General features: G+C 33.2%; 28 protein-coding genes. 20 read left to right on the forward strand and 8 right to left on the reverse strand.

Annotation, left to right across the window (positions count from 1 at the left end):
* The first annotated feature begins 70 nt into the window (after positions 1-70).
* Both KFV12_RS05020 and ptsP read left to right on the forward strand, forming a co-directional pair.
* Complete coding sequence (locus KFV12_RS05020; protein ID WP_099580678.1) at positions 71-337, forward strand: phosphocarrier protein HPr; 267 nt, start codon at positions 71-73, stop codon at positions 335-337.
* A complete protein-coding gene (gene ptsP, locus KFV12_RS05025) occupies positions 334-2,046 on the forward strand; it encodes a phosphoenolpyruvate--protein phosphotransferase (RefSeq protein WP_254257626.1) in 1,713 nt (570 codons plus the stop codon). Before KFV12_RS05020 ends, ptsP begins: the two co-directional genes overlap by 4 nt.
* Positions 2,047-2,090: 44 nt before the next feature.
* Here the strand turns inward: ptsP and KFV12_RS05030 are convergent, their stop codons facing one another.
* Positions 2,091-2,921 carry a metallophosphoesterase gene (locus KFV12_RS05030; protein WP_254257451.1) on the reverse strand — a complete coding sequence of 277 codons (831 nt, stop codon included), beginning with the start codon at positions 2,919-2,921 and terminating at the stop codon, positions 2,091-2,093.
* Complete coding sequence (locus tag KFV12_RS05035; protein ID WP_111714464.1) at positions 2,914-3,147, reverse strand: glutaredoxin domain-containing protein; 234 nt, start codon at positions 3,145-3,147, stop codon at positions 2,914-2,916. Before KFV12_RS05035 ends, KFV12_RS05030 begins: the two co-directional genes overlap by 8 nt.
* Before the next feature lie 216 nt (positions 3,148-3,363).
* Here KFV12_RS05035 and KFV12_RS05040 point away from each other — a divergent pair, with 216 nt between their 5' ends.
* The 3 genes from KFV12_RS05040 to KFV12_RS05050 are packed head-to-tail and all read left to right on the forward strand — an operon-like array spanning position 3,364 to position 6,401.
* Positions 3,364-4,707: a cytochrome ubiquinol oxidase subunit I gene (locus KFV12_RS05040; RefSeq protein ID WP_111714465.1), complete on the forward strand. Its 1,344-nt coding sequence runs from the start codon at positions 3,364-3,366 to the stop codon at positions 4,705-4,707.
* Entirely contained in the window at positions 4,707-5,726 is a 1,020-nt protein-coding gene (locus KFV12_RS05045) for a cytochrome d ubiquinol oxidase subunit II (protein ID WP_111714466.1), read from the forward strand. Before KFV12_RS05040 ends, KFV12_RS05045 begins: the two co-directional genes overlap by 1 nt.
* 12 nt (positions 5,727-5,738) lie before the next feature.
* Positions 5,739-6,401, forward strand: a complete 663-nt coding sequence (locus KFV12_RS05050) for a potassium channel family protein (RefSeq protein WP_099580690.1) — start codon at positions 5,739-5,741, stop codon at positions 6,399-6,401.
* Positions 6,402-6,438: 37 nt separating this feature from the next.
* On the opposite strand, the gene rnjA is transcribed toward KFV12_RS05050, so the two are convergent.
* The gene (gene rnjA / locus KFV12_RS05055; RefSeq protein ID WP_254257452.1) at positions 6,439-8,151 is read right to left on the reverse strand and encodes a ribonuclease J1; all 1,713 of its coding nucleotides are present in this window, start codon (positions 8,149-8,151) and stop codon (positions 6,439-6,441) included.
* Positions 8,152-8,364, reverse strand: coding sequence for a DNA-dependent RNA polymerase subunit epsilon (locus KFV12_RS05060; protein ID WP_099580694.1), 213 nt, complete (start codon positions 8,362-8,364; stop codon positions 8,152-8,154).
* Positions 8,365-8,599: 235 nt separating this feature from the next.
* On the opposite strand from KFV12_RS05060, the gene KFV12_RS05065 reads away from it, so the two are divergent.
* Together KFV12_RS05065 and KFV12_RS05070 are read left to right on the forward strand one after the other, a co-directional pair.
* Positions 8,600-9,376 (forward strand): Cof-type HAD-IIB family hydrolase, encoded by a 777-nt coding sequence (locus KFV12_RS05065; protein ID WP_111714468.1) that lies wholly within the window; start codon positions 8,600-8,602, stop codon positions 9,374-9,376.
* An 11-nt stretch (positions 9,377-9,387) separates the two neighbouring features.
* Positions 9,388-9,651: a hypothetical protein gene (locus tag KFV12_RS05070; RefSeq protein WP_111714469.1), complete on the forward strand. Its 264-nt coding sequence runs from the start codon at positions 9,388-9,390 to the stop codon at positions 9,649-9,651.
* Between the two features lie 44 nt (positions 9,652-9,695).
* Here the strand turns inward: KFV12_RS05070 and def are convergent, their stop codons facing one another.
* Positions 9,696-10,250, reverse strand: a complete 555-nt coding sequence (def, locus tag KFV12_RS05075) for a peptide deformylase (RefSeq protein WP_111714470.1) — start codon at positions 10,248-10,250, stop codon at positions 9,696-9,698.
* A 123-nt stretch (positions 10,251-10,373) separates the two neighbouring features.
* Here def and KFV12_RS05080 point away from each other — a divergent pair, with 123 nt between their 5' ends.
* From KFV12_RS05080 to KFV12_RS05135, 12 genes are all read left to right on the forward strand, one after another.
* The gene (locus KFV12_RS05080) at positions 10,374-11,006 is read left to right on the forward strand and encodes a YkyA family protein (protein WP_170122436.1); all 633 of its coding nucleotides are present in this window, start codon (positions 10,374-10,376) and stop codon (positions 11,004-11,006) included.
* Between the two features lie 192 nt (positions 11,007-11,198).
* Positions 11,199-12,314 (forward strand): pyruvate dehydrogenase (acetyl-transferring) E1 component subunit alpha, encoded by a 1,116-nt coding sequence (pdhA, locus tag KFV12_RS05085; RefSeq protein ID WP_254257453.1) that lies wholly within the window; start codon positions 11,199-11,201, stop codon positions 12,312-12,314.
* Between the two features lie 3 nt (positions 12,315-12,317).
* Entirely contained in the window at positions 12,318-13,295 is a 978-nt protein-coding gene (locus KFV12_RS05090) for an alpha-ketoacid dehydrogenase subunit beta (RefSeq protein ID WP_111714473.1), read from the forward strand.
* 124 nt (positions 13,296-13,419) lie between these two features.
* Positions 13,420-14,718: a dihydrolipoamide acetyltransferase family protein gene (locus KFV12_RS05095; RefSeq protein WP_254257454.1), complete on the forward strand. Its 1,299-nt coding sequence runs from the start codon at positions 13,420-13,422 to the stop codon at positions 14,716-14,718.
* Positions 14,719-14,722: 4 nt separating this feature from the next.
* Positions 14,723-16,129 carry a dihydrolipoyl dehydrogenase gene (lpdA, locus tag KFV12_RS05100; protein ID WP_111714475.1) on the forward strand — a complete coding sequence of 469 codons (1,407 nt, stop codon included), beginning with the start codon at positions 14,723-14,725 and terminating at the stop codon, positions 16,127-16,129.
* A 67-nt stretch (positions 16,130-16,196) separates the two neighbouring features.
* Positions 16,197-16,472 carry a UPF0223 family protein gene (locus KFV12_RS05105; RefSeq protein ID WP_254257455.1) on the forward strand — a complete coding sequence of 92 codons (276 nt, stop codon included), beginning with the start codon at positions 16,197-16,199 and terminating at the stop codon, positions 16,470-16,472.
* Between the two features lie 108 nt (positions 16,473-16,580).
* Positions 16,581-17,123, forward strand: coding sequence for a helix-turn-helix domain-containing protein (locus KFV12_RS05110; protein WP_254257456.1), 543 nt, complete (start codon positions 16,581-16,583; stop codon positions 17,121-17,123).
* A 9-nt stretch (positions 17,124-17,132) separates the two neighbouring features.
* Entirely contained in the window at positions 17,133-18,215 is a 1,083-nt protein-coding gene (locus KFV12_RS05115) for an ABC transporter ATP-binding protein (RefSeq protein ID WP_111714477.1), read from the forward strand.
* A gap of 1 nt (position 18,216) precedes the next feature.
* Positions 18,217-19,023, forward strand: coding sequence for an ABC transporter permease (locus tag KFV12_RS05120; protein ID WP_111714478.1), 807 nt, complete (start codon positions 18,217-18,219; stop codon positions 19,021-19,023).
* Positions 19,020-19,832 (forward strand): ABC transporter permease, encoded by an 813-nt coding sequence (locus KFV12_RS05125; protein ID WP_111714479.1) that lies wholly within the window; start codon positions 19,020-19,022, stop codon positions 19,830-19,832. Before KFV12_RS05120 ends, KFV12_RS05125 begins: the two co-directional genes overlap by 4 nt.
* A complete protein-coding gene (locus KFV12_RS05130) occupies positions 19,829-20,902 on the forward strand; it encodes an ABC transporter substrate-binding protein (RefSeq protein WP_111714480.1) in 1,074 nt (357 codons plus the stop codon). The genes KFV12_RS05125 and KFV12_RS05130 overlap by 4 nt, the downstream gene beginning before the upstream one ends.
* A 109-nt stretch (positions 20,903-21,011) precedes the next feature.
* A complete protein-coding gene (locus KFV12_RS05135; RefSeq protein ID WP_254257457.1) occupies positions 21,012-21,851 on the forward strand; it encodes a DUF4064 domain-containing protein in 840 nt (279 codons plus the stop codon).
* A 22-nt stretch (positions 21,852-21,873) separates the two neighbouring features.
* On the opposite strand, the gene KFV12_RS05140 is transcribed toward KFV12_RS05135, so the two are convergent.
* On the reverse strand, positions 21,874-22,485 hold the full coding sequence (locus tag KFV12_RS05140) for a YktB family protein (RefSeq protein WP_254257458.1): 612 nt from the start codon (positions 22,483-22,485) through the stop codon (positions 21,874-21,876).
* Positions 22,486-22,619: 134 nt separating this feature from the next.
* Between KFV12_RS05140 and KFV12_RS05145 the strand changes: the two genes are divergently transcribed.
* Complete coding sequence (locus KFV12_RS05145) at positions 22,620-23,441, forward strand: inositol monophosphatase family protein (RefSeq protein WP_254257459.1); 822 nt, start codon at positions 22,620-22,622, stop codon at positions 23,439-23,441.
* A gap of 300 nt (positions 23,442-23,741) precedes the next feature.
* Here the strand turns inward: KFV12_RS05145 and KFV12_RS05150 are convergent, their stop codons facing one another.
* On the reverse strand, positions 23,742-24,308 hold the full coding sequence (locus KFV12_RS05150) for a hypothetical protein (protein ID WP_254257460.1): 567 nt from the start codon (positions 24,306-24,308) through the stop codon (positions 23,742-23,744).
* 165 nt (positions 24,309-24,473) lie between these two features.
* Positions 24,474-24,659 carry a DUF5325 family protein gene (locus tag KFV12_RS05155; RefSeq protein WP_111714485.1) on the reverse strand — a complete coding sequence of 62 codons (186 nt, stop codon included), beginning with the start codon at positions 24,657-24,659 and terminating at the stop codon, positions 24,474-24,476.
* Positions 24,660-24,742 lie beyond the last annotated feature (83 nt).

Consider the following 24,742-nt stretch of genomic DNA (forward strand, 5'->3'; position numbering starts at 1 on the left):
CTATCGTATAGACTAATAAAGTTATATATAAAATAAACTGTTGCAAATGCAACCAAAGGAGACTTTTATTATGGAACAACAATCTTACGTTATTATTGATGAAACAGGTATTCATGCACGTCCAGCAACAATGTTAGTACAAACTGCTAGTAAATTTGAATCAGATATTCAATTAGAGTATAATGCAAAAAAAGTTAACTTAAAATCAATTATGGGTGTTATGAGTTTAGGAGTTGGCAAAGATGCTGAAATCACGATCTATGCTGAAGGTTCAGATGAGAAAGAAGCGATTGAAGCTATCTCTGATGTTTTAGTTAAAGAAGGTTTAAGTAAATAATGGAACACATTAAAGGGATAGGCGCATCTGATGGTGTAGCGATTGCTAAAGCCTACCTTATGATTGAACCTGACTTATCTTTTTCAGATGAAAAAGTTACAGATACAGCTGCTGAAGTTGAAAAATTTAAAGCAGCTGTAAATCAATCAAAAGTAGAGTTAACGCAAATCAGAAATAATGCTGAAGTTGCATTAGGACCTGACAAAGCTGCTATATTTGATGCACATTTGTTAGTATTAGAAGATCCGGAACTTATTAACCCAATTGAAGAAAATATTAAAAATAATCAATCAAACGCTGCAGCTGCTTTATCTGAAGTAGCTAATAATTTTGTTACTATCTTTGAATCGATGGATAATGAATATATGAGAGAGCGTGCAGCAGATATTAAAGACGTATCAAAACGTGTTTTATCTCACATTTTAGGCGTTACATTACCAAATCCGACGTTAATTGATGAGCCAGTAGTAATTATTGCAGAAGACTTAACACCTTCAGATACAGCTCAATTAAATAAAGCTTTTGTTCAGGGATTTGCTACTAATATCGGTGGCCGTACTTCTCACTCTGCAATTATGAGCCGTTCATTAGAAATTCCGGCTGTTGTTGGTACAAAAAATATTTCTTCACTAGTTAAACAAGGTGATTTTGTAATCGTAGACGGTATCGAAGGTGAAGTGATTCTTAATCCTGATGAAGCTACAATTACAGCCTATAAACAGAAGCAATCTCAATTTATTGAGGAGAAAGAACTACTTAAACAACTTGTTAATGATAAAACTGTAACGTCTGAAGGAAAACATGTTGAACTTGCAGCAAATATTGGAACACCTGATGATTTAACTGGTGTTGTAAACAATGGCGCTGAAGGTATTGGTTTATATCGTACTGAGTTTCTATATATGGGACGCGACACTATGCCTTCTGAAGATGAGCAGTATGAAGCGTATGCTAAAGTTTTAAAAGAGATGAATGGTAAACGTGTAGTAGTAAGAACATTAGATATTGGTGGAGATAAAGAGTTACCTTATCTAAACTTACCTAAAGAAATGAATCCTTTCTTAGGGTACAGAGCGATACGTTTATGTCTTGCACAACCTGAAATTTTCAGACCTCAACTTAGAGCTTTATTACGTGCATCTGTTCATGGTAATTTAAGTATCATGTTCCCTATGATCGCAACAATTAACGAATTCCGTGAAGCAAAAGCTATTTTAGAAGATGAAAAAGCTAACTTAACGAAGGAAAACATTAAATTTAGCGATAATATTGAATTAGGCATCATGGTTGAGATTCCATCAACAGCAGCTATGGCTGATATCTTTGCTAAAGAAGTTGATTTCTTTAGTATCGGTACGAATGACTTAATTCAATATACAATGGCTGCAGACCGTATGTCTGAGCGTGTTTCTTATCTATACCAACCATATAACCCTGCAATTTTAAGACTTGTAAAACAAGTCATTGATGCGAGTCACAAAGAAGGTAAGTGGACAGGTATGTGTGGAGAAATGGCTGGAGATACAACAGCTATTCCATTATTATTAGGATTAGGCTTAGATGAGTTTTCAATGAGTGCGACGAGTATTTTACGTGCTCGTCGCCAAATTAAAAACTTAAGCCAAGTTGAAATGTCTAAACTTGCTGAGCAGGCATTAAATAGTTCAACACAAGAAGAAGTAATCTCTTTAGTAGATGCTTATCTATAATTCAACAAAATAAAGAAGAAGCTGAAATCATTTCAGCTTCTTCTTTATTTGATATAGATTTTTGTTATTTGAGGTTTAGCGAAAAACCTGATTGGCAGATGTGTACTACCAAGACCACGGGAAACATGAAGATACATGCTATGTTTTTTATATTTCAAATTAAATAAACCTTTTAAATATTTTCTTCCTAATGATGGTTTAATTGGTGCACCAAGCATAGGAATGAAAATTTGTCCCCCGTGACTATGGCCAGATAATTGGAGGTCAACATTGAATTTCTTTACAAAATCTGCATAATCTGGTTCGTGTACTAAAGTAATAGTGTAGTCATTGGGATGATTTCTGTTTCGTATTGCCTGTTCGATATTTCCGGAAGCATTAAGTATATCATCAGTACCACATATATATATTTCTTCGCCATCATAATTAATATATTTACCAAAGTTATTCAGCACTGTTATATGACTATTAGTCAATACTGTTTCTAAATCATGTGTTAAGTGTGTACGCTGATCATGATTACCATAAGAAAAGTACACGCCTAAAGGGGCTTTAATTGTTTTTAGTAATGGTATATAATCAATAGGATTTTCTTTAAACACTTCTAAATTATCAAATAAATCTCCGGTAATCATGACGATATCAGGTTGTAGTTTATTGATTATTTTAATGTGTTCTATTAAATCATGATAATTATACTGAAAGCCGACGTGTAAATCTGAGATATGTACAATTGATAGCGGTCGAGCATGGTGTAATCTCAAGCCTTTAATAGTTATATTATCTACATCAACATTTTTGGGATTGGAATGGAATAATGGTACTAAACTTTTTCCGAAGCGGTCTATCATGCTATACATTAATAACTTAATCATTTTTAGTCTCCATATACTTTTCAATGGCTTCGATATCTGGTGTATAGAATAATTTTTCATCTATTTTTATAAGTGGGGTACTCAAAGCATCGTAATCAATCATCTCTATTTTATATGCCATATTTTTGATATTTTTTTCTTTAAATTGAAGTGAAGATTGTCTGAAGTAGTTTTTAATAAATTCGCATGGTGGACAATTATCTTGTGTGTATATTTCAATATTCATATCATTACCTCTTTTACTACTTTTTAATAACTATAAATACTATAGCGATTTCAGACAGAATTATCAATATTAATGGTATTATGGTCAAATGTAATTTAAATCGTTCGAAGATGATCACATATTTGTCACAAAACTGTTAGGCGTTTCTCTTTATATTCCTTATAAGGTGTATTAAACTTAAAGAAATGTGAGTACAATCACAAAAGGAGGATATACATGGATGGTGTTGTGTTAAGTCGTTTATTAACAGCGATGACGTTAGGTTTTCATATTATTTTTGCCACAATAGGTGTTGGAATGCCACTGATGATAATGATTGCGGAAGGGTTAGGCATAAAATATAATAATCCGAAATATACGGCAATGGCAAGACGTTTTGCAAAAACATTTACAATCACAGTAGCTGTAGGTGTTGTTACAGGAACGATTATCGGTTTACAGCTGTCATTATTATGGCCATCTTTTATGCAGTTGGGTGGTCAGGTTATAGCATTACCACTCTTTATGGAAACATTTGCATTCTTTTTTGAGGCAATTTTCTTAAGTATATATTTATATACATGGGATCGCTTTAAAAATAAATGGACACATTGGTTACTTAATATACCAATTATTATCGGTTCAACATTAAGCGCATTATTTATCACAAGTGTAAATTCATTTATGAATACACCGGAAGGATTCAAAGTAAAAAATGGAGTGCTAGTAGATATTGATCCAATTCAAGCAATGTTAAATAGCTCATTTTTAGTGCGTTCTTTCCATGTTGTAACAACAGGTGGAATGACAATAGCTTTTTGTATCGCAAGTGTAGCAGCCGTAAAATTATTACGTAATAAATTTCCAGAAGATAAAGATTATCACATGAAATCTTTAAAAATGGCGATGATTGTAGGGTTGATTTTTAGTTTATTGACGATATTAGCGGGTGATTTATCAGCGAAGTTCCTGCACAATGAACAACCGGAAAAATTAGCGGCAATGGAATGGCATTTTGAAAGTGATAAAAATGCTGACTTAGTCTTATTTGGTGTTCTTGATGAAAAAACACAGGAAGTAAAAGGCGCAATAAAAATACCTGGTATGTTAAGTTTTCTTGCTGATAACAGTTTTGATACGACTGTTAAAGGATTAGATGAAATACCTAAAGATGAACAACCCCCTTTGATCATTCATTATTTCTTCGATCTTATGGTGTTCTTCGGTATGTTTAGTTTTGCTGTCAGTGTACTATATGTAATATTAAATAAAGTTAAAAATAAGTTAGCAACGCATAATTTCATGCTATATCTCATTGCTTTAACTGGACCTCTGTGCATGTTAGCTATTGAATTTGGATGGTTCCTAGCTGAGATGGGACGTCAACCATGGTTATTACGAGGTTATATGAAAGTTGCTGAAGGTGCTACGCATGCAGATGGTGTGAGCCTTGTGCTTGTTGCTTTTGGATTACTTTATCTTGTTTTAGGTTTTTCATGTAGCTACGTATTACTCCGTATGTATAAAGATAAGCCGGCACAATTTGATGTAGAGCAATTTGCCAAAGGGGGTGCCAAATAATGGATTATCAACATATTGGTATTTTAGTATTATGGACTTTTCTATTTGGTTACGTTATTTTAGGAGCTATTGATTTCGGTGCCGGTTTCTTTATTTTATATGCGAAACTTACATCACAGGAAAATGAATTAAAAGACGTTATATCAAGATATTTGAATCCTGTATGGGAAGTTACGAATGTATTTTTAGTGTTCTTCTTCGTAGGTATTGTAGGATTTTTCCCTGATACAGCTTATTATTTCGGTTCAACTTTGTTGCTGCCTGTAAGTATAGCGCTAATACTGCTTACAATACGTGGATCATTTTATGCATTTGAAACGTATGGGAAAGACTCTAAACTTGCATGGGTAGCCTTATATGGTATTTCAGGATTACTGATTCCTGCAGCTTTTTCAACAGTATTAACCATATCAGAAGGTGGCTTTATCACAAAGACTGCTCAAGGTGTTGAATTGAAATGGTTTGAATTATTAATGAGTCCATTTGCATGGAGTGTTGTATTTTTATGTATCATCTCAGTGTTATATATTTCTTCAGCATTTTTAACAGTTTATGCACACAAAGCAAAAGATAGACCTGCGTATAAGATACTTCGAACATGGTTTTTAATATGGGCATTACCTATGCTTGTAATTTGTCAGTTTACATTTTTGAGTTTAAGACAGCAAAATAAAGAGCATTTCGATGTTGCAACAGGACAATACTGGTGGTTATTTGGACTAAGTATCGTATTTTTCTTGATTGCTTTTGCGTTATATTATTTTGAGAAAAATCTTGAAATAGGCCTTATCATGGTCATTCTGCAATTTGCTTCTGCATTCTATGGGTATGGGATTTCTAAGTTACCTTATATTTTATATCCTTATGTCAATATGGACAAAGCTGTTGTAAATGAAACGATGGCATTTGGATTAGTTGTGGTGTTTATTTTAGGTTTACTTTTATTACTTCCTTCATTATATTTATTATTGAGACTATTCGTATTTGATACTGAATATGTTAAAGGTAAGAAGAAATAACGGAGGGGTAGTATGGAAAAAGAATTTGTAGTTATCGGTTTAGGACGTTTTGGTGGGAGCATTGTTAAAGAATTAAATGCATTGGATATGGACGTAATGGCTATAGATTCTGATGAAGCGCGTGTCAATGAATATGCAGATATTGCAACGCATGCTGTTATTGCAGATACTACTGATGAGAACGTATTAAAGAGTTTAGGTATACGTAACTTTGATCACGTGATCGTTGCGATAGGAGATAACATACAGGCAAGTATATTAACAACGTTAATCTTAAAAGATATCGGTGTAAAAAAAGTTACAGCAAAAGCGCAAAATGATTATCATGCGAAAGTATTAAATAAGATTGGTGCAGATACAGTTGTTCACCCTGAACGAGACATGGGAAGAAGAATTGCACATAATGTAGCAAGCTCTTCTGTATTGGATTATCTTGAACTTTCAGATCAGCATTCGATCGTTGAGATACGTGCCGGAGAAACACTAGCTGGCAATTCTATACTTGATTTAGATATACGTGCAAATTATGGATTAAATATTATTGCAGTTAAACGTGGTAAAGAAATAATTGTATCACCAGATCCAAGTGTTGTTATTGAAAATGGAGATATATTAATTATGATTGGCCATGATAATGACTTAAATCGTTTTGAGAAAAAGATTATTAATGACTAAATTATCGAAATAAAAATAGACCCTTGCGGGTCTATTTTTATTTTGTCGTTTCTTGTTCAACAAGTTGTTCGTTATTTTTATTAACATCCATAATCATCGGTAAGATCATTGGTTTTCGTTTCGTCTTTTCATATAAATACGGTGATAAATTTTCAGTAATGACATTTTTAATATGATGCCATTCGAGTTCTTCACCAGAATTTAATTTCTCGATTACTTTCTTTTTCAATAGGCGACTTGCATCATAAATTAAATGACCTGATTCTCGCATATAGACGAATCCTCGTGAAATAATATCCGGACCACTAAGCAACTGATTTGTTTTAAAGTCAATACTCACAACGACAATAACAAGTCCTTCTTCAGATAATATTTTACGGTCCTTTATGACAACATTTCCGATGTCACCGATACCACTTCCATCAACGAGTATATTACCCGATGGTACACGACCAGCAAAACGAGCACTGTCTTTAGTCAATGCTAAAATATCTCCGTTCTCATGGATAAATACATTTTCAGGATTTACACCACAATCAATACCGAGTTGACCATGTAAACTTTGCATACGATATTCACCATGAATCGGCATGAAGAATTTAGGTTTCATTAATCTAAGCATTAATTTTTGTTCTTGCTGTGAACCGTGACCTGATGTATGAATATTTGATAGCTTACCATGAATCACATCAGCACCAGCTTTATATAATGCATTGATTGTTCGGTTAACACTTAATGTATTACCTGGAATTGGTGAAGATGAGAATATAACAGTATCATCTGGAATGATTGAGATTTGTCTATGTGTTCCGTTAGCGATACGAGATAATGCAGCCATCGGTTCACCTTGAGAACCCGTACATAAAATCAATAATTTATGTTTTGGGATACTATTAATTTTATTTGCTTCTACAAATGTTTCAGGTGGTACTTTAATATAACCAAGTTCAGTACCGATTTTAATATTATTTTCCATAGAACGGCCGAATATAACGATTTTACGATCGAACTTAACTGCCGCTTCAATAGCTTGCTGAACACGATATATATTTGAAGCAAATGTAGCAAAAATAATTCTGCCTGTACATTTTCTGAAAATCTGTTCTACGTTTTGACCTACTTCACGTTCACTGATTGTAAAGTTAGGAATTTCAGCATTTGTTGAATCTGATAATAGACATAACACACCTTCTTCACCAAGTTGTGCCATCTTTGCAATATTAGCAGGTTCACCAACTGGCGTGAAATCAAATTTAAAGTCACCAGTATGAACTATTTTTCCTTCTGGAGTATCAACGATAACACCATATGCCTCTGGAATAGAATGTGTCGTTAAATAGAAAGACACTTTTAAATGATTAAATTCAAAGACACTGTCTTCTGTAATCGGATTTAACTGCGCAGTACGAAGTAAACCATGTTCTTCAAGTTTGTTTCGTATTAAACCCAGTGCAAGTGGTCCACCGTAAATTGGAACGTTCAACTGTTTTAGTAGAAAAGGGACGCCACCGATATGATCTTCATGTCCATGGGTAATAAATAATCCTTTTATACGTTCTTGGTTTTGTACAAGGTAAGTATAATCAGGAATCACATAATCGATACCAAGTAACTCGTCCTCGGGAAACTTGATACCTGCATCAATAACGATAATTTCGTCTTGATACTCAACGGCGTAGGTATTTTTACCGATTTCACCCATTCCACCAAGGGCGAATACACCAACTTCATTTTTTTGTAAAGGCTTCATTTAGATAGTCTCCACACTGTAATTTTCAGCTTTTTGTTCGTACTCTAAGTGAGCACCTTTTAATTCCTGAACAAATTCAATGTTATAAGGACGATCGAGTAAATATCTTCTAACTTGTTCTTCGCTTACTGCTTCAAAATATTTAACTTGTGTGTTCTCACGAATAATTACTTCACTTTTGTCTTCTTGAAAAAATACTTTAAAAATTGCCATTAATAAATAGCCTCCTTATTATTATATACATAAAGAATGCCCTAGGAGTCTAGGGCTAAACATAAACCGTACAAGACATTTATATTAAATGTATAAGTATTATTATCTTACATGAATTAATACGGTAGTGTAAAGTCTTTGCATGCAACTTCTTCATATATATAATAATACATTTTTGAATTAATGCGTACAAAAAGGTAAACTAAAGGTAAATATACTGTACGGAGGATTACACATGAAGCGACATTTGATATTCTTTGATATTGATGGAACATTGTATAATGACGATAAAGAGATGAGTGAGCATACGAAAGAAACAATTAGAAAATTGCAGGAAAATGGACATATATTAGCGATTGCTACGGGTCGCGCACCTTTTATGTTACAAGAAGTAATTAAAGAAACCGGGATAACAAACTATATTTCTTTTAATGGACAATATGCGGTGATGAATGGAGAAGTAATCTATGAAAATCCATTAGATATGGAAACTTTGAAGCAATTAGAGGAAGATGCAAGTTCAAATAATCATCCACTCGTATTTTTAAATGAACTTGAGATGGTATCTAATATTGAATATCATGAGCATATAAAGAAAAGTATTAGTACATTGAAGTTTGACCATCCAAGACACGAAAAAAATTACTATCTCGATAAACCAATCTATCAGACCTTAATCTTCAATACTGAAGAAGAAGATAAATTTTATGATGATCAATACGAAAAAATAAAGTTTATAAGATGGCATGAAGTTAGCCGTGATGTTGTGCCGGTAAACGGTTCGAAGTTTGAAGGCATAAAAAAGGTTAGTGAAACTCTAAATATCCCGATAGAAGATTGTATAGCAGTCGGAGACGGTTTAAATGATCTGGAAATGATTCAGGGTGTCGGACTAGGCATTGTAATGGGTAATGGAGTAGATGCATTAAAAGAAGTAGCAGATTATGTGACAGAAGATGTACATGAAGAAGGATTAACAAACGCATTTAAACATTTTAAACTGATAGATTAGGAGAAGATTAAATGGATAATATAACAAATATAAAAAAAGTCATTAGTAGAGCTGCCAATCATGAAACTTTAATATTAGATCACCTTGAGTTTAACAGAAGAGATAACGAAGTCATTATGAACTTTGTTTATCAAAAATTTAATCCGGTAGAAGTGCACACAGCACCACATGTTAATGATCCTGTTTTGATGGATGTAGAAACGATGCGAGAAGTAATTTCGTATTTAGAAGAAGTAGGTATTCGCTACGAAAAAAGAAAAGACGAATTTATTTAATGCAAAAAAATCCGTTAAAACATTAAAGTTTTAACAGATTTTTTTTATTGCACTGCGATAGCGTTGTCCTGAACTGCCATCGGATTTTCTTTGTTGATATGATCATAGAACATTATACCATTTAAATGGTCAATTTCATGTTGAGCAACAATCGCAGCAAAATCTTTTAGACGTAATTTTACTTCGCTGCCATCAGGTTTAAATGCTTTAACAGTAATACGAGCATATCTATGAACTAAACCTGGAATGTTTTCGTCGACGCTAAGGCAACCTTCTCCAGTAGGTAAATAAGCTTTTTCAACACTGTGACTGATAATCTTTGGATTAATCAATTGATGTTCAACATATTTTTCAGTTTTTTCATCATAAAAATAAATAACAAGCATACGTTTATTATGATTAAGTTGAGGCGCAGCTATACCAACACCGCTACGCAATTTATATTTTTTTGAGAGTTCTTCATCCTGACTCATTTTAAGAAATTCTAGCATATCATCGATTAATTTTTGGTTCTCATTCGATAATGGTAGTTCAACTTCCTGTGCCTTTTCTCGCAAAGTTGGATGGCCATCTCGAATGATGTCGTTCATTGTTAGCATCGTAACATCTCCTCACTTTATTATTATAAAATATATCAGATAATCAGGGCAAATGCATTATATACATTGAAATAATATGTAAAAAAATATAACATTATAAGCAAATAAGAGGAGGCAATGTTAATGAAGCGTGTAAAAGGTATTATATTAGTATTCTTTGTTGTAATACTAGCAGCATGTACGAACAAAACAGCAAACTTAGAAGCTTTTTATCAAAAAATTGATGAAGCAAATACTAAAGAGCAGCAAATAGTTAGTGTAAGTGAAAAATTAGAGAAGCTAGAAAATAATAAATTGCAGCTATTTAATAAGGTGAATAAAGCGAAATCAGGAGAGATGACTGGTCTTGCAGATCAACTGATAAAAAATACGTCAGAACGTAAAGCAATCGCTAAAAAAGAAACAGAAATTATGTTAAAATCAAAAGAAATTTTTGATAATTCAAAGAAAGATGCAAAAGCAATAGAAGATAAAACGCAAAAGCAACAAGTAGAGAAGTTAGTCTCTGCTCTAGACGAGAAATATGCTAAACACTCAAATTTAATGACTTCATATCAAAATATTCTTAATAAAGAGAATGAATTATTTAATTATCTAAAAGAAGATACATTAGATAAAAACGTAGTTAATGAAAAAATCAATGTTGTTTCTAAATTATATAAACAGTTTCAGACAAAGACAGATGATTATACTAAGATAACACGACTTGTAGAACAAAATAAAAAGCCGATTGTAGAAACATTAAATAAGAACTAAGTATTGTGACAAAATTGTTAAAATGAAAGCGTTTACTGATATATAACAGTAAAAATATTGTAGTAATACAGTGTCGACACCCATTGTTATGACGCTGTTTTTTCTTTTATATCTTTTTCTTTATCTGTAGTACACAAATATGCTATGATATATTATGTAATTAAAACATTTATGAAAGGTTTGGTGAAAAGAATGGCTCTTAAGAAAAAAGCCCCATTCGACGCTGTTTCAAATTTACGTGAAATCGAAGAAAAATTTGAAGTGGTTCAAGTATTAGATTTAGACGGAAATGTAGTTAATGATGCATATATGCCTGAATTAACGGATGAACAATTAGTAGAATTAATGGAAAGAATGGTTTGGACACGTGTGCTAGACCAACGTTCAATTTCATTAAACAGACAAGGTCGTTTAGGTTTCTATGCACCGACAGCTGGTCAGGAAGCATCTCAATTAGCATCTCATTATGCCCTAGAAAAAGATGACTTTATTTTACCGGGATATCGTGATGTTCCACAATTAATCTGGCAAGGTCTGCCATTAACAAAAGCATTTTTATGGTCAAGAGGTCATTATTTAGGTTCTCAAATGCCTGAAGGAATGAATGCATTATCACCTCAAATCATTATCGGTGCGCAATACGTTCAAACAGCTGGAGTTGCGTTAGGACTAAAAAAACGTGGTACTCAAGCCGTTGCGATTACATATACTGGAGACGGTGGTACTTCACAAGGTGATTTCTATGAAGGTATTAACTTTGCATCTGCATACAAAGCACCTGCAATTTTCGTAATCCAAAATAATAACTATGCAATCTCTACACCACGTAGTAAACAGACAGCTGCTAAAACATTAGCTCAAAAAGCGGTTGCAGCTGGTATTCCAGGTATCGTTGTTGATGGTATGGATGCATTAGCTGTTTACTTTGCAACAAAAGAAGCACGTGACAGAGCAATTGCTGGTGAAGGTCCAACTTTGATCGAGACAATCACATATAGATATGGTCCACATACAATGGCCGGGGATGACCCAACACGTTACAGAACTTCAGATGAAGATGCTGAATGGGTTAAGAAAGATCCATTAGTTCGATTCCGTAAATTCCTTGAGAACAAAGGTTTATGGACTGAAGAAAAAGAAAATGAAATTATTGAAAAAGCTAAAGAAGATATTAAAAATGCTATTAAAGAAGCAGATGCAACACCTAAACAAACTGTTTCTCAATTAATCGAATTAATGTATACAGAAGAAATGCCTTTCCATTTAAAAGAGCAATATGAAATTTATAAAGAGAAGGAGTCGAAGTAAGTCATGGCACAATTAACGATGATCCAAGCAATAACAAATGCACTTCAAACTGAACTTAAAAATGACGAAAACGTTTTAGTATTCGGAGAAGACGTTGGTGTCAACGGTGGTGTGTTCCGTGCGACTGAAGGACTTCAAAAAGAATTCGGTGAAGATCGTGTATTCGATACACCACTTGCAGAGTCAGGTATTGGTGGTTTAGCGGTAGGTTTCACATTAACTGGATTCCGTCCGGTAATGGAAATCCAATTCTTCGGATTTGTATTCGAAGTATTTGATTCATTAGCAGCACAATTATCACGTCAAAGTTTCCGTTCTGGTGGAACGAAATCTGCACCAGTTGTTATTCGTTCACCATTCGGTGGAGGTGTCCACACACCTGAATTACACGCAGATAACCTAGAAGGTTTAGTAGCTCAAACGCCAGGTTTAAAAGTAGTAATTCCATCAAGTCCTTATGATGCAAAAGGATTATTAATTTCAGCTATTCGTGACAACGATCCAGTTGTATTCTTAGAGCATATGAAATTATACCGTTCATTCCGAGAAGAAGTACCTGAAGAAGAGTACACAATCGAAATCGGTAAAGCAGCAGTGAAACAAGAAGGTTCTGACCTATCAATCATTACTTATGGTGCAATGGTTCAGGAATCATTGAAAGCTGCTGAAGAATTAGCAAAAGACGGTCACTCTATCGAAGTCATCGACTTACGTACGGTTCAACCATTAGATATCGAAACGATTATTGCATCAGTTGAAAAAACTGGACGAGTTGTAGTGGTTCAGGAAGCTCAAAAACAAGCAGGTGTTGGTGCAGCTGTAGTATCTGAAATTTCTGAACGTGCAATTTTATCTTTAGAAGCTCCAATTGCACGTGTAGCAGCTGTTGATACAGCATATCCATACACGCAAGCTGAGAATGTTTGGTTACCAAATAAAGAAGACATCATTGCAGCAGCTAAAAAAACATTAGAGTTCTAATTTGAGTTTTAAAATTGAGTAAGAAGGTAATATGAAAAGTAACATTGTTTTCACTATGTTACTTTTCATCATTTATTGAAATGAATTTTATGATTATAAAATTAATTCTTAGGAGGAATTTATTGTGGCATTTGAATTTAAATTACCCGCTCTTGGTGAGGGGATTTTTGAAGGTGAAATCGTTAAGTGGTTCGTTAAAGCTGGCGATAACATCGCAGAAGACGATATTTTATGTGAAGTACAAAATGATAAATCAGTAGTAGAAATTCCATCTCCAGTATCAGGAACAATCAATACGATTGTTGCTGAAGAAGGAACAGTAGCTAACTTAGGTGACGTTATCGTTACAATCGATTCTGATGATGCACATGCACAAGAATCAGCTTCTGAATCTAAAGACGAAGCACCAGCAAAAGAAGAAAAAGCTGCAGAAGAAGTTAAAGAAGAAAAACCTTCACAAGCTCCTGCACAAGATGTAGAAGTTGATGAAAATCGTCGTGTTATCGCTATGCCATCAGTACGTAAATTTGCACGTGAACAAGGTGTAAATATTAAAGCGGTTACTGGTACTGGTAAAAATGGCCGTGTAATTAAAGATGATATTACTGCTTACTTAAATGGTGGCGCTAATACTCAAGCTACAGAAGCACCAAAAGCTGATGCGCCAGATGCATCAACTGAAAAAGCTGCACCACAACCAATTGCAGCACCAGAAGGCGAATTCCCTGAAACACGTGAAAAGATTCCTGCAATGCGTAAAGCAATCGCTAAAGCGATGGTTAACTCTAAACACACTGCACCACACGTTACGTTAATGGATGAAGTTGAAGTACAAGCTTTATGGGATCATCGTAAGAAATTTAAAGAAGTTGCAGCAGAACAAGGTACGAAATTAACATTCTTACCATACGTTGTTAAAGCGTTAGTATCTGCACTTAAAGCATATCCAGCATTAAATACTTCTTTAGATGACGCTACAGAAGAAGTTGTTCACAAACATTACTACAATATCGGTATTGCAGCTGATACTGAACGCGGATTATTAGTACCTGTTGTTAAAAATGCAGATCGTAAATCTATGTTCGCTATTTCTGATGAAATTAACGAATTAGCTGTAAAAGCACGTGATGGTAAACTTTCTCCTAGCGAAATGAAGGGTGCATCATGTACAATTAGTAATATAGGTTCAGCTGGTGGACAATGGTTCACTCCAGTAATCAATCACCCTGAAGTTGCTATCTTAGGTATTGGTCGAATTGCTCAAAAAGCAATCGTTAAAGACGGAGAAATCGTTGCAGCACCAGTATTAGCATTATCATTAAGTTTTGACCACCGTCAAATTGATGGTGCAACTGGACAAAATGCTATGAATCATATTAAACGTTTATTAAATAATCCAGAATTATTATTAATGGAGGGGTAAGCACATGGTAGTTGGAGATTTTCCTATCGAAACAGATACTATTGTAATCGGAGCAGGTCCTGGAGGATATGTTGCAGCAATTCGTGCAGCTCAATTAGGACAAAAAGTAACAATCGTAGAAAAAGGTAGTTTAGGTGGCGTTTGTTTAAACGTTGGTTGTATTCCTTCAAAAGCTTTATTATCAGCTTCACATAAATATGAAACAGCTGTACATTCTGAAGATTTCGGAATTAAAGCTGAAAACGTTACTGTTGATTTTTCTAAAGTGCAAGAATTCAAAGGTGGCGTTGTTAAGAAATTAACTGGCGGTGTTGGTGCATTATTAAAAGGTAACAAAGTTGAAATCGTTGAAGGTGAAGCTTATTTCGTTGATCAAAACAACTTAAAAGTTATGACTGAAAAAGCATCTCAAACGTATACTTTTAAACATGCAATTATCGCTACTGGTTCACGTCCAATTGAAATTCCTAATTTCAAATTCAACAAACGTGTAATCGATTCAACAGGTGCATTAGCATTAACTGAAATTCCAAAAAGCTTAGTAGTTGTTGGTGGTGGATATATCGGTTCTGAATTAGGAACTGCTTACGCTAACTTCGGTACTAAAGTTACAATTCTAGAAGGCGCGAAAGATATTTTAGGCGGATTCGAAAAACAAATGACACAAGTAGTTAAAAAAGGTCTTAAAGCTAAAGGTGTAGACATTGTTACTGAAGCGATGGCTAAATCAGCTGAAGAGAGCGAAACTGGTGTTAAAGTAACTTATGAAGCTAAAGGTGAAACTCATACAATTGAAGCAGATTACTGTTTAGTAACTGTTGGTCGTCGTCCTAATACTGAAGAAATCGGTTTAGAGTCATTAGGCGTGAAGATGACTGAACGCGGTTTAGTAGAAGTAAATGAAGAAGGACGTACTTCAGTAGACAATATCTTTGCAATCGGTGATATCGTTGCGGGACCTCCGTTAGCGCATAAAGCATCATACGAAGGAAAAGTTGCAGCTGAAGTTATCTCTGGTGAAAAATCAGAAGTTGACTATCTTGCAATTCCAGCAGTATGTTTCACTGAGCCTGAATTAGCAACAGTTGGTTATACTGAAGCGATGGCGAAAGAAGAAGGATTAGAATATAAAGCTTCTAAATTCCCTTATGCAGCAAATGGTCGTGCATTATCTATCGGCGAAACTGACGGATTCTTAAAATTAATCACATTAAAAGAAGACGGATTATTAATCGGTGCTCAAATCGCTGGTTCTGGTGCATCTGATATGATCGCTGAATTAGGATTAGCAATTGAAACTGGTATGACAGCTGAAGATATCGCATTAACAATTCATGCGCATCCTTCATTAGGTGAAATTACAATGGAAGCTGCAGAAGTAGCTTTAGGTAATCCAATTCATACTATGTAATTTATTTTTACAAAATATTAAGCACTATTCAGAGATGAATAGTGCTTTTTTTAACGGAGGAAGCAAAATGAGCTATAGTTATCCAATTGATCCGGAATGGACACAGGAAGAAATCATTGATGTGGTTAATTTTTTAGCACTTATTGAAGATGCTTATGAATCTAAAGTGAACACTGATGATTATGCTGCAGTATATAAAGCATTTAAAAAGATCGCACCTATGAAATCAGATGAAAACAAAATTTATAAAGCATTTAAAGATGTTTCTAATTATGACGGATATGTTGTAACGAAACGCTTTAAAGAAGCACAAACTGCAAACGAAAAAACTTTCAAAGTGTAATTCTGAATTAAAAATTTAGTATTACTGTTGTTTTATGCCTTTTTTTCTGCTATATTTAAAACGTTATTAAACAAATTGTTTACAATTATTAAACTAAGGTGTGAATACATGGATATAGGGAAAAAAATAAAAGATTTACGACGCCAAAAGAATTTAACGCAGGAAGAACTAGGGGAAAGAACTGATTTATCAAAAGGATATATCTCTCAACTTGAACGTAATTTATGTTCTCCGTCTATGGAGACATTCTTTAATATACTTGAAGTTTTAGGATCAGAACCATCAGACTTCTTTAATGAGAAGATGCATGAGCAGCGCATTTATTATCCTAAATCTGAACAGACAGTATATGATGAATATGATAATGGCTATTTAATTCAGTGGCTAGTTCCAGATTCAAACGAATTTGATATGGAGCCTGTTATAATTACATTAAAACCTGATTCAGAATACAAAAAGTTTGAGCCAAGTCTTTCAGATAGCTTTATTTATGTGTTAGACGGAACAGCAAGTATCAGAATCGGTAGAAAAGAGTATACAGCACGTCGTGGTGAATCATTTTATTTTAAAGCGAATGAATCACATCAGTTATTTAACAGATATAAAAAAGATGCACGTGTATTAATCGTCGCAACTGAATCATATTTATAGGAGTGTGTCATGAAAGATTTTATTCTATTTAACAATGTATCTAAATCATACGGCGTAAACAAAGTTCTGGATAATATTAATTTTGAAATTGAAGAAGGTAAATTCTATACATTACTCGGACCATCAGGTTGTGGAAAAACAACAATTTTACGGTTGATTGCTGGTTTTGAAAAGCCAACGACAGGTGATATATTTTTTGAAGGTAATCGTATTAATGATATTCCTGCGAATAAACGACGTGTTAATACAGTGTTTCAGGATTATGCATTATTCCCTCATTTAAATGTATTTGAAAATGTCGCATATGGATTACGCATCAAAAAAGTAAATAATAATGAAGTGCAAACGCGCGTAATGGATGCTTTAAAGTTAGTAAAACTAGATGGTTTTGAAAATCGTGAAATAAAAGACATGAGTGGTGGGCAACGTCAACGTGTTGCTATTGCACGCGCTATCGTTAATGAGCCAGAAATTATACTACTTGATGAACCATTATCAGCACTTGATTTAAAACTCAGAACAGAGATGCAATATGAATTACGAGAAATACAGCAACGTCTTGGTAAGACATTTATTTTCGTTACACATGATCAGGAAGAAGCACTAGCAATGAGTGATTATATCTTCGTTATGAACAAAGGAAGAATAGAGCAAAGTGGTACACCAACTGATATTTATGACGAACCAATCAATCGATATGTTGCAGATTTTATAGGAGAATCAAACATCGTTTCTGGTGTAATGAAACGCGATTGTGTTGTTGAAATGTATGGCAATGAATATGCTTGTGTTGATAAAGGCTTTCAACCAAATGCTAAAGTAGATGTTGTCATTCGTCCTGAAGATATTGAAATCACTACGCCTGATGCAGGTAAAGTTAAAGCAGTCGTAGATTCACAATTATTTCGTGGTGTGCATTATGAAATTTGTTGTTTTGATGAGGCTGGAAATGAGTGGATTATTCAATCAACAAAAAGTGCAAAACCTGGAGAATATGTGGGTCTAACATTTGATGAGGACGCAATACATATTATGCTACCTGGAGAAACTGAAGAAGAATTTGATGCACGTATCGAATCTTACGAGGTGTAATATGGAAAAAGCAAAAAAATATTTTCTTATTCCTTATTTAATCTGGATTGTTATATTTATTATTGCGCCTCTAGTGATGATTTTCTATACAAGTTTTACAAACAATAGTGGTCATTTTACTTTAGAAAATTATAAAGATTTCTTTACGATGTCGTATTTTAATATGACACTCAGTTCAATCTGGTATGCAGTAATAATTACGCTGTTATGTCTCATCATTTCTTATCCGATTGCAATGGTTTTACGCACAGCAAAAAATAAACAGTTCTGGCTACTTATCATTATTTTGCCGACCTGGATTAATCTTTTATTAAAAACTTATGCCTTTATCGGTATTTTTAGTAAGCAAGGTACCATCAATGATTTATTGAACTGGATGCACCTTCCCGCAACGAGTTTATTATTTACTAACACGGCATTTATCTTTGTGTCGGTATACATTTATATTCCTTTTATGATATTACCAATTTTTAATAGTATGAATGCTATTCCGGAAAACTTATTACAAGCATCACGCGATTTAGGTGCAGATGAGATGACAACGTTTAGAAAAGTAATTATGCCTCTATCATGGGAAGGTGTAAAAACAGGTATTCAAGTGACATTTATTCCTGCATTAAGTCTATTTATGATTACGCGTCTTATTGCCGGAAACAAAGTCGTTAACTTAGGTACAGCGATTGAAGAACAATTTCTTGTCACACAAAACTACGGTATGGGTTCTACAATAGCTGTATTCTTAATTTTAGCTATGGCGTTAGTCATGATTATTACAAAGTCAAAAGAGGGAAGTGGGGATGTCAAATGAAACTAAAATCTAAAATATTTTTAGCATTTGCATTGTTCATTTTATACTTTCCAATATTCTACTTAATGTTTTATTCATTCAATTCCGCTGGAAATATGAATCATTTTAAATCATTTACATTAGATCACTATATAGCTGTATTTCAAAATAAGCGTTTAATGGTCATTATCGTTAATACATTAGCTGTTGCATTAATTGCAGCAAGTATTTCTACAGTTATAGGTATATGTGGTGCTTTAGGTATTCACTACATGAGAAATAAAAAATTAAAAGTTGGTTTACTTACTTTAAATAATATATTGATGGTGAGTAGCGATGTCGTTATCGGGTCATCATTTTTAATTCTATTTACTGTAATCGGTCACTATACAGGTATGGGCTTAGGATTCTGGTCTGTGTTGATATCACATATCGCATTTTGTGTTCCGATTGTCGTACTACTAGTATTACCGAAGTTATACGATATGAATCAATCACTAATCAATGCAAGCTATGATTTAGGTGCAAGTACTTACCAGACGATTACAAAGGTTGTCATTCCGCATATATTACCTGGCGCTATCGCTGGTTTCTTTATGGCATTAACTTATAGTCTTGATGACTTTACAGTAAGCTTCTTTGTTACTGGTAATGGTTTTAGTGTACTATCAGTCGAAATTTATTCAATGGCGAGAAAAGGTATTTCTATGGAGATTAATGCAATCAGTACATTACTATTCTTAATTGTGATGACAATCATTGTAATCTATTACTTAATCTCAAATAACAATGATAAAAGAAGAAAAGTGAAAGCAGGTGTTGTGAAATGAAGCAATTGATGCAGTTAATTCTTATATCACTGGCAGTTGCTGTACTTTTACTTTTCTCAGCAAAGTTTATCGATCCACCACCCAAAAGTGGTAAAGGTAATATACTTTATGTCTATAACTGGGGAGAATATATCGATCCGGCATTACTTAAAAAGTTTGAAAAAAAGTATGGCATTCGTGTAATTTTAGAAACTTTTGATTCTAATGAATCAATGCTTGCAAAAATTAAAAATGGTGGGACACATTATGATATTGCTGTACCAAGTGAATATGCGATTCAGAAGATGAAAGAAGAAAAACTTCTTATTCCGATAGATCATAAGAAACTTCCAAACTTAAAAAATATTAATCCAGATTTTATGAATCTTGATTTTGATAAAGGTAATAAATATTCGATTCCATATTTCTGGGGAACTGTAGGTATATTATATAATCCTGATAAAACAAAAGGGATTGACTTCTCGCGTTGGGATAGTCTCTGGGACCCACGTCTTAAAAATAATGTACTCATCGTTGATGGTGCCCGTGAAGCACTTGGTTTTTCACTTAATAGCATGGGTGAGTCATTAAATGCAACAAATCCACAAAAACTTGAAAAAGCTGAACAAAAGCTTGAAAAATTAGGACCGAATGTAAAAGGTGTTGTTGGTGATGAAATCAATACAATGATGGTTCAAAAAGAAGCAGATGTTGCAGTTGTTTGGAGTGGTATGGGTGCTGATATTATGACTGAAAATGAAAATTTAGATTTTGTTGTACCGAAAGAAGGATCAAATCTATGGTTCGATAATATGGTGATTCCTAAAACTGCACAAAATGTCGATGGTGCACATAAATTTATTAATTTTTTATTAGATGCAAAAATTGGTAAGCAGAATACTGAATGGGTTGGTTATGCTACTCCAAACACAGCAAGTTATAAATTACTTGATAAAGAAACGAGAGAAGATGAACGCTTTTATCCAAGTAAGTCAGTACAGGAAAAACTTGAAGTTTACGAAGATTTAGGATTTGAGAATATTAAGAGATATAATGAACTATTTTTAAAATTTAAGATGAGTTTGAATTAACAAGAAGTAAGGCTGATGTCTTACTTTTTTGTTTTATTTTTAAATTCATGCATATATAGGTTATAGTAGGGTATAGAATATTTAAATAAAGTTATAAGGAGATGAACATATGAGTCGTAGAGAATACACACAAACAGTTAAACCTGTAAGTCGCGTTCCGGAAAAAATCTTTGGGTGGTTAGCTTGGTTACCATTATTAGCACTTTCTATCTTTGGTCTTTATCAATTATTAGTGAACGGTAATAATCCGGAGTTTGTTACACAATTAAAAGAAGCATTAAATAATGAATTGGGTAAAAATCCTGATTTTCAAAATTCGTTAAATGAAGCAAACATGTCAGTAGATGAATTAGTTCCATTAATGATAAAGAGTGTATGGGGGATTGTAGCATACACAATTTTACCATTACTATTTGGTTTAATTGGATTACTTAAAATGAAAAAGCGTATTTTAGCTGGTGTTATGTTATTATTAGCAGGATTACTGACTGCACCATTATTCTTAACAATCATTTTAGGATTTATTCCTTTATTTTTCTTTATCGCAGCAATTTTATTATTTGCACGTAAAGATAAAGTAATTACTAATAATGATTATTATGAAGATCATCGTGAAGTAGAAACAGTTGAGAGAAAACGCAATGTTGCACCTACTTATGTTGAACGTGACGAAACAATCGAACGTGAGCGTAATAATGATTATGTATATGATGCTGATGTTACTAAAGAACGTGAAGTAAACTACAACAATCGTACAGTTGATACTGAGCGTGATACGGTAATAGAGCAGAAAAATCATTCAAATGTTGATCATGATTTCAACGCATCAAATGAACATAATACGTTTGATAACAATCTTGATGGTGATCGTGATCGTGTAACTTATGTTGATAATACAAAAGAAGCAGTTAACGAACGTCGTGATAACTACAATAATCGCAATCAGTAAAAAAACGCCCTCGGGCGTTTTTTTATTGATATAAAGGTAATAATTCAAAGTATGTTTTCTCAATTTCCTGAATAAATGCTTTATCAGATTTTAAAGCAGCATCATTAGGAAAGAACACCTTACCAAACATTAATTCACCTTTTTTGACATTAATAAGACGATCGATATAAGCTTCGATATCTTTCTTTTTTATATCTTTAATGAGATCATAATTTTCTTTCATATGATCGCCTTTAATGATATATTCATCACCTAATGCTTGAATTGTTTTGATTTGTTTCTTCCATTTTTTCGCCATACGTTCTTTATCCTGGGACTCATAAATAATACCGAATAATACAAATGCATGACTGCCGAACAATCCAATTTGAAAATGAGGTAACATTTTATACCCACGTTTATTCGTAGCAAAAGCAACCCATGTATCATTTGGGGGATTAGTTTTTCTGCGTAGATGTTTGGCAACGTGTGGATAGAAAGTTTCATCTGTATGTTCACTTAAATATGCACTAAAGTGTTCTCCTAGAGCTTCTAGCTTAGGACGTGTCGTTTCAATCAATGCTTCCATACGTGGTGCAAGGCCATCAATATTAAAAACATCGAAATCTTTTTTTGTAAAAGTATATTTAACCATAGAAACCTCGCTTATTTTTAATTTTAATTCAAATGAATCATGATAAATACAAGATTACATGAAAAAACATAAAGATAAAACATTTTTGCATATATTTATTCTTGTGTATAATATATGGAACAGGAGGAGTGCTTATGGAACTTTATAATTTTTTAAAAGATATCACATTGCAGGCTGGAGAAAATATCCGCAAACAATTAAATGAACCACTTTTAATAGAAACAAAATCAAACCCAAATGATCTTGTTACAAATATGGATAAAGCAACAGAAAAATTTCTTTTTGATCGTATACAAGATACATATCCGGACCATCGAATTATTGGTGAAGAGGGTAGTGGAAAAGATATCGACAATTTAAACGGCGTCATCTGGATTATAGATCCGATAGATGGTACATTAAATTTTGTCCATCAACAAGAAAATTTTGCGATTTCTATCGGTATATTTATTGATGGTGAAAAATATGCAGGTGTTGTTTATGATGTTATGCGAGATATATTATTTGAAGCGCGTGCTGGACATGGTGCATACAAAAACGGTGTAAAGTTAGAAAATATAACAGAAACACCACTCGCGACGTCTATTATTTCTATGAACCCAAATTGGTTAACGAAAGATTTTACGCGAGATATTTATATCCCGCTTGTCAGAGATTCACGCAGTGCAAGAAGTTATGGTTCTGCTGCATTAGATTTTGCGTATGTAGCATCAAACAAGATAAATGCATATATTACACTTCGCTTACACCCTTGGGATTTTGCAGGTGGATTGATTATTGTTGAAGAAGTTGGTGGTATCGTAACAAATCAGTTAGGAGAACCGGTTAATTTACTAACTGCAAATTCTATAGTTGTAGCGAATAAGTCGCTTCATACTGAAATTATGAATGATTATCTTAGTCCGTTTAAATTAGAATTAGAAAAAATTCATCAAGGAAGATTTTCTAAACGATAATTTGTTTTATTTGTTTCTTTTTGGATTTTGGAAATAGTTTTTGTAATTGATAATTCGTAAAGAAATAATCAGAAAATCTTTGTATTTTTGCCTTTGTAATCGATTGATCTGAGTGAATTTGAATTAATGCATTCAAAGTATAATTAAAAATTTCATCGATAGTATGTATCGTCTGGCATTGGCCGCAATATGCAAGTGATTTGTATTTTGAAATGTGATTTAATGCTTTACATTTTGGACAGACGATCCCTGTACTATAAGCAGATTTTTTGTTGAGGATTGGCTCAATATGTGCACTTTTTAAGTACTCACTGTTCTGAGTGCTTTTTTTTTATTCATTTTGTTGATTTTATTAATATATGGAATGATATCGTGTCTAAAAAGAAATGGATAGTGATCAGAATTGGAATCAAGTTCAAACGTTTCATCCATGCACACACATTTAATATATATTGGTAAATGTTTGTATTTAGTATCTAATATTGAATATATCGAATATTTTACACAGTTTAACTGTAATATATCCAACTGCGGATGTTCAGTAATGTAGTGTGCCAGAATGCCTTCATTATTGACATAATGAGGGCCAGAATAATTATTGAGTTTAAAAAGATAGATAGCAGATTCAGATACTAATATGACATTGATTAATGCATCAACATGATAATCTGAATAATTAAATTGCCATATCATATCAAAACAATCGGTATTTAAATGATTTAGAAAAGTTTCAAATTCAATTTCTAATCTTTCGATATTGCGCAGTAATGCTAATCTCTCTAACTGTTCTTCAGAAAATTCAATTCTTCCTTCTAAAGCTTCTAAATAAGCAAGATGTTTATTCTTTTGTCTTGGCTTTAATATCATGTTATCACCTCTAAATAGAATCAATACAGAGATAATATAATAGACCATTGAATTGTGTGCAAATTGCAGCATTTCAATTTTTAAATAAATAATTGTACAGAAAATTAAATTTGATTCAAAATATAAGAAAAACTGCAAAGATACCTTTGCAGTTTTACAAAATTACTATAACCAATCATTTTTTCGGTATTGACTTTTTAGTGTAAATCCATATCCAAAAGTTGCAATGAATAAAACAATTGAAATAACAATTAGTAAATAATTTAATTCAGCTAAACCAATACTAAAAACGATTAACATAATCACAGCAAAAATCGCGAGCAGTAAAAACGGTAACTTACTTTTTTTCAAAAAAAACACCCCTTATATTTTGAATCTGGAATTTATCGATATATAATTAACCTATAATATGATATAATATCACAGTTACATAA

Origin of the sequence: Macrococcus epidermidis, assembly GCF_024205965.1 — a bacterium.
GTDB lineage: Bacteria > Bacillota > Bacilli > Staphylococcales > Staphylococcaceae > Macrococcoides > Macrococcoides epidermidis.

Coding starts and splice junctions, on each gene's coding strand:
- KFV12_RS05060 (WP_099580694.1), bottom strand. CDS start 8,364: ATGGCAATTTTTAAAGTATTTTTTCAAGAAGACAAAAGTGAAGTAATT.
- KFV12_RS05040 (WP_111714465.1), top strand. CDS start 3,364: ATGGATGGTGTTGTGTTAAGTCGTTTATTAACAGCGATGACGTTAGGT.
- pdhA (WP_254257453.1), top strand. CDS start 11,199: ATGGCTCTTAAGAAAAAAGCCCCATTCGACGCTGTTTCAAATTTACGT.
- KFV12_RS05090 (WP_111714473.1), top strand. CDS start 12,318: ATGGCACAATTAACGATGATCCAAGCAATAACAAATGCACTTCAAACT.
- rnjA (WP_254257452.1), bottom strand. CDS start 8,151: ATGAAGCCTTTACAAAAAAATGAAGTTGGTGTATTCGCCCTTGGTGGA.
- KFV12_RS05130 (WP_111714480.1), top strand. CDS start 19,829: ATGAAGCAATTGATGCAGTTAATTCTTATATCACTGGCAGTTGCTGTA.
- KFV12_RS05135 (WP_254257457.1), top strand. CDS start 21,012: ATGAGTCGTAGAGAATACACACAAACAGTTAAACCTGTAAGTCGCGTT.
- KFV12_RS05070 (WP_111714469.1), top strand. CDS start 9,388: ATGGATAATATAACAAATATAAAAAAAGTCATTAGTAGAGCTGCCAAT.
- KFV12_RS05115 (WP_111714477.1), top strand. CDS start 17,133: ATGAAAGATTTTATTCTATTTAACAATGTATCTAAATCATACGGCGTA.
- KFV12_RS05125 (WP_111714479.1), top strand. CDS start 19,020: ATGAAACTAAAATCTAAAATATTTTTAGCATTTGCATTGTTCATTTTA.
- KFV12_RS05035 (WP_111714464.1), bottom strand. CDS start 3,147: ATGAATATTGAAATATACACACAAGATAATTGTCCACCATGCGAATTT.
- KFV12_RS05150 (WP_254257460.1), bottom strand. CDS start 24,308: ATGATATTAAAGCCAAGACAAAAGAATAAACATCTTGCTTATTTAGAA.
- KFV12_RS05140 (WP_254257458.1), bottom strand. CDS start 22,485: ATGGTTAAATATACTTTTACAAAAAAAGATTTCGATGTTTTTAATATT.
- KFV12_RS05145 (WP_254257459.1), top strand. CDS start 22,620: ATGGAACTTTATAATTTTTTAAAAGATATCACATTGCAGGCTGGAGAA.
- KFV12_RS05105 (WP_254257455.1), top strand. CDS start 16,197: ATGAGCTATAGTTATCCAATTGATCCGGAATGGACACAGGAAGAAATC.
- KFV12_RS05080 (WP_170122436.1), top strand. CDS start 10,374: ATGAAGCGTGTAAAAGGTATTATATTAGTATTCTTTGTTGTAATACTA.
- KFV12_RS05120 (WP_111714478.1), top strand. CDS start 18,217: ATGGAAAAAGCAAAAAAATATTTTCTTATTCCTTATTTAATCTGGATT.
- def (WP_111714470.1), bottom strand. CDS start 10,250: ATGCTAACAATGAACGACATCATTCGAGATGGCCATCCAACTTTGCGA.
- KFV12_RS05045 (WP_111714466.1), top strand. CDS start 4,707: ATGGATTATCAACATATTGGTATTTTAGTATTATGGACTTTTCTATTT.
- KFV12_RS05065 (WP_111714468.1), top strand. CDS start 8,600: ATGAAGCGACATTTGATATTCTTTGATATTGATGGAACATTGTATAAT.
- KFV12_RS05030 (WP_254257451.1), bottom strand. CDS start 2,921: ATGATTAAGTTATTAATGTATAGCATGATAGACCGCTTCGGAAAAAGT.
- KFV12_RS05110 (WP_254257456.1), top strand. CDS start 16,581: ATGGATATAGGGAAAAAAATAAAAGATTTACGACGCCAAAAGAATTTA.
- KFV12_RS05050 (WP_099580690.1), top strand. CDS start 5,739: ATGGAAAAAGAATTTGTAGTTATCGGTTTAGGACGTTTTGGTGGGAGC.
- lpdA (WP_111714475.1), top strand. CDS start 14,723: ATGGTAGTTGGAGATTTTCCTATCGAAACAGATACTATTGTAATCGGA.
- KFV12_RS05020 (WP_099580678.1), top strand. CDS start 71: ATGGAACAACAATCTTACGTTATTATTGATGAAACAGGTATTCATGCA.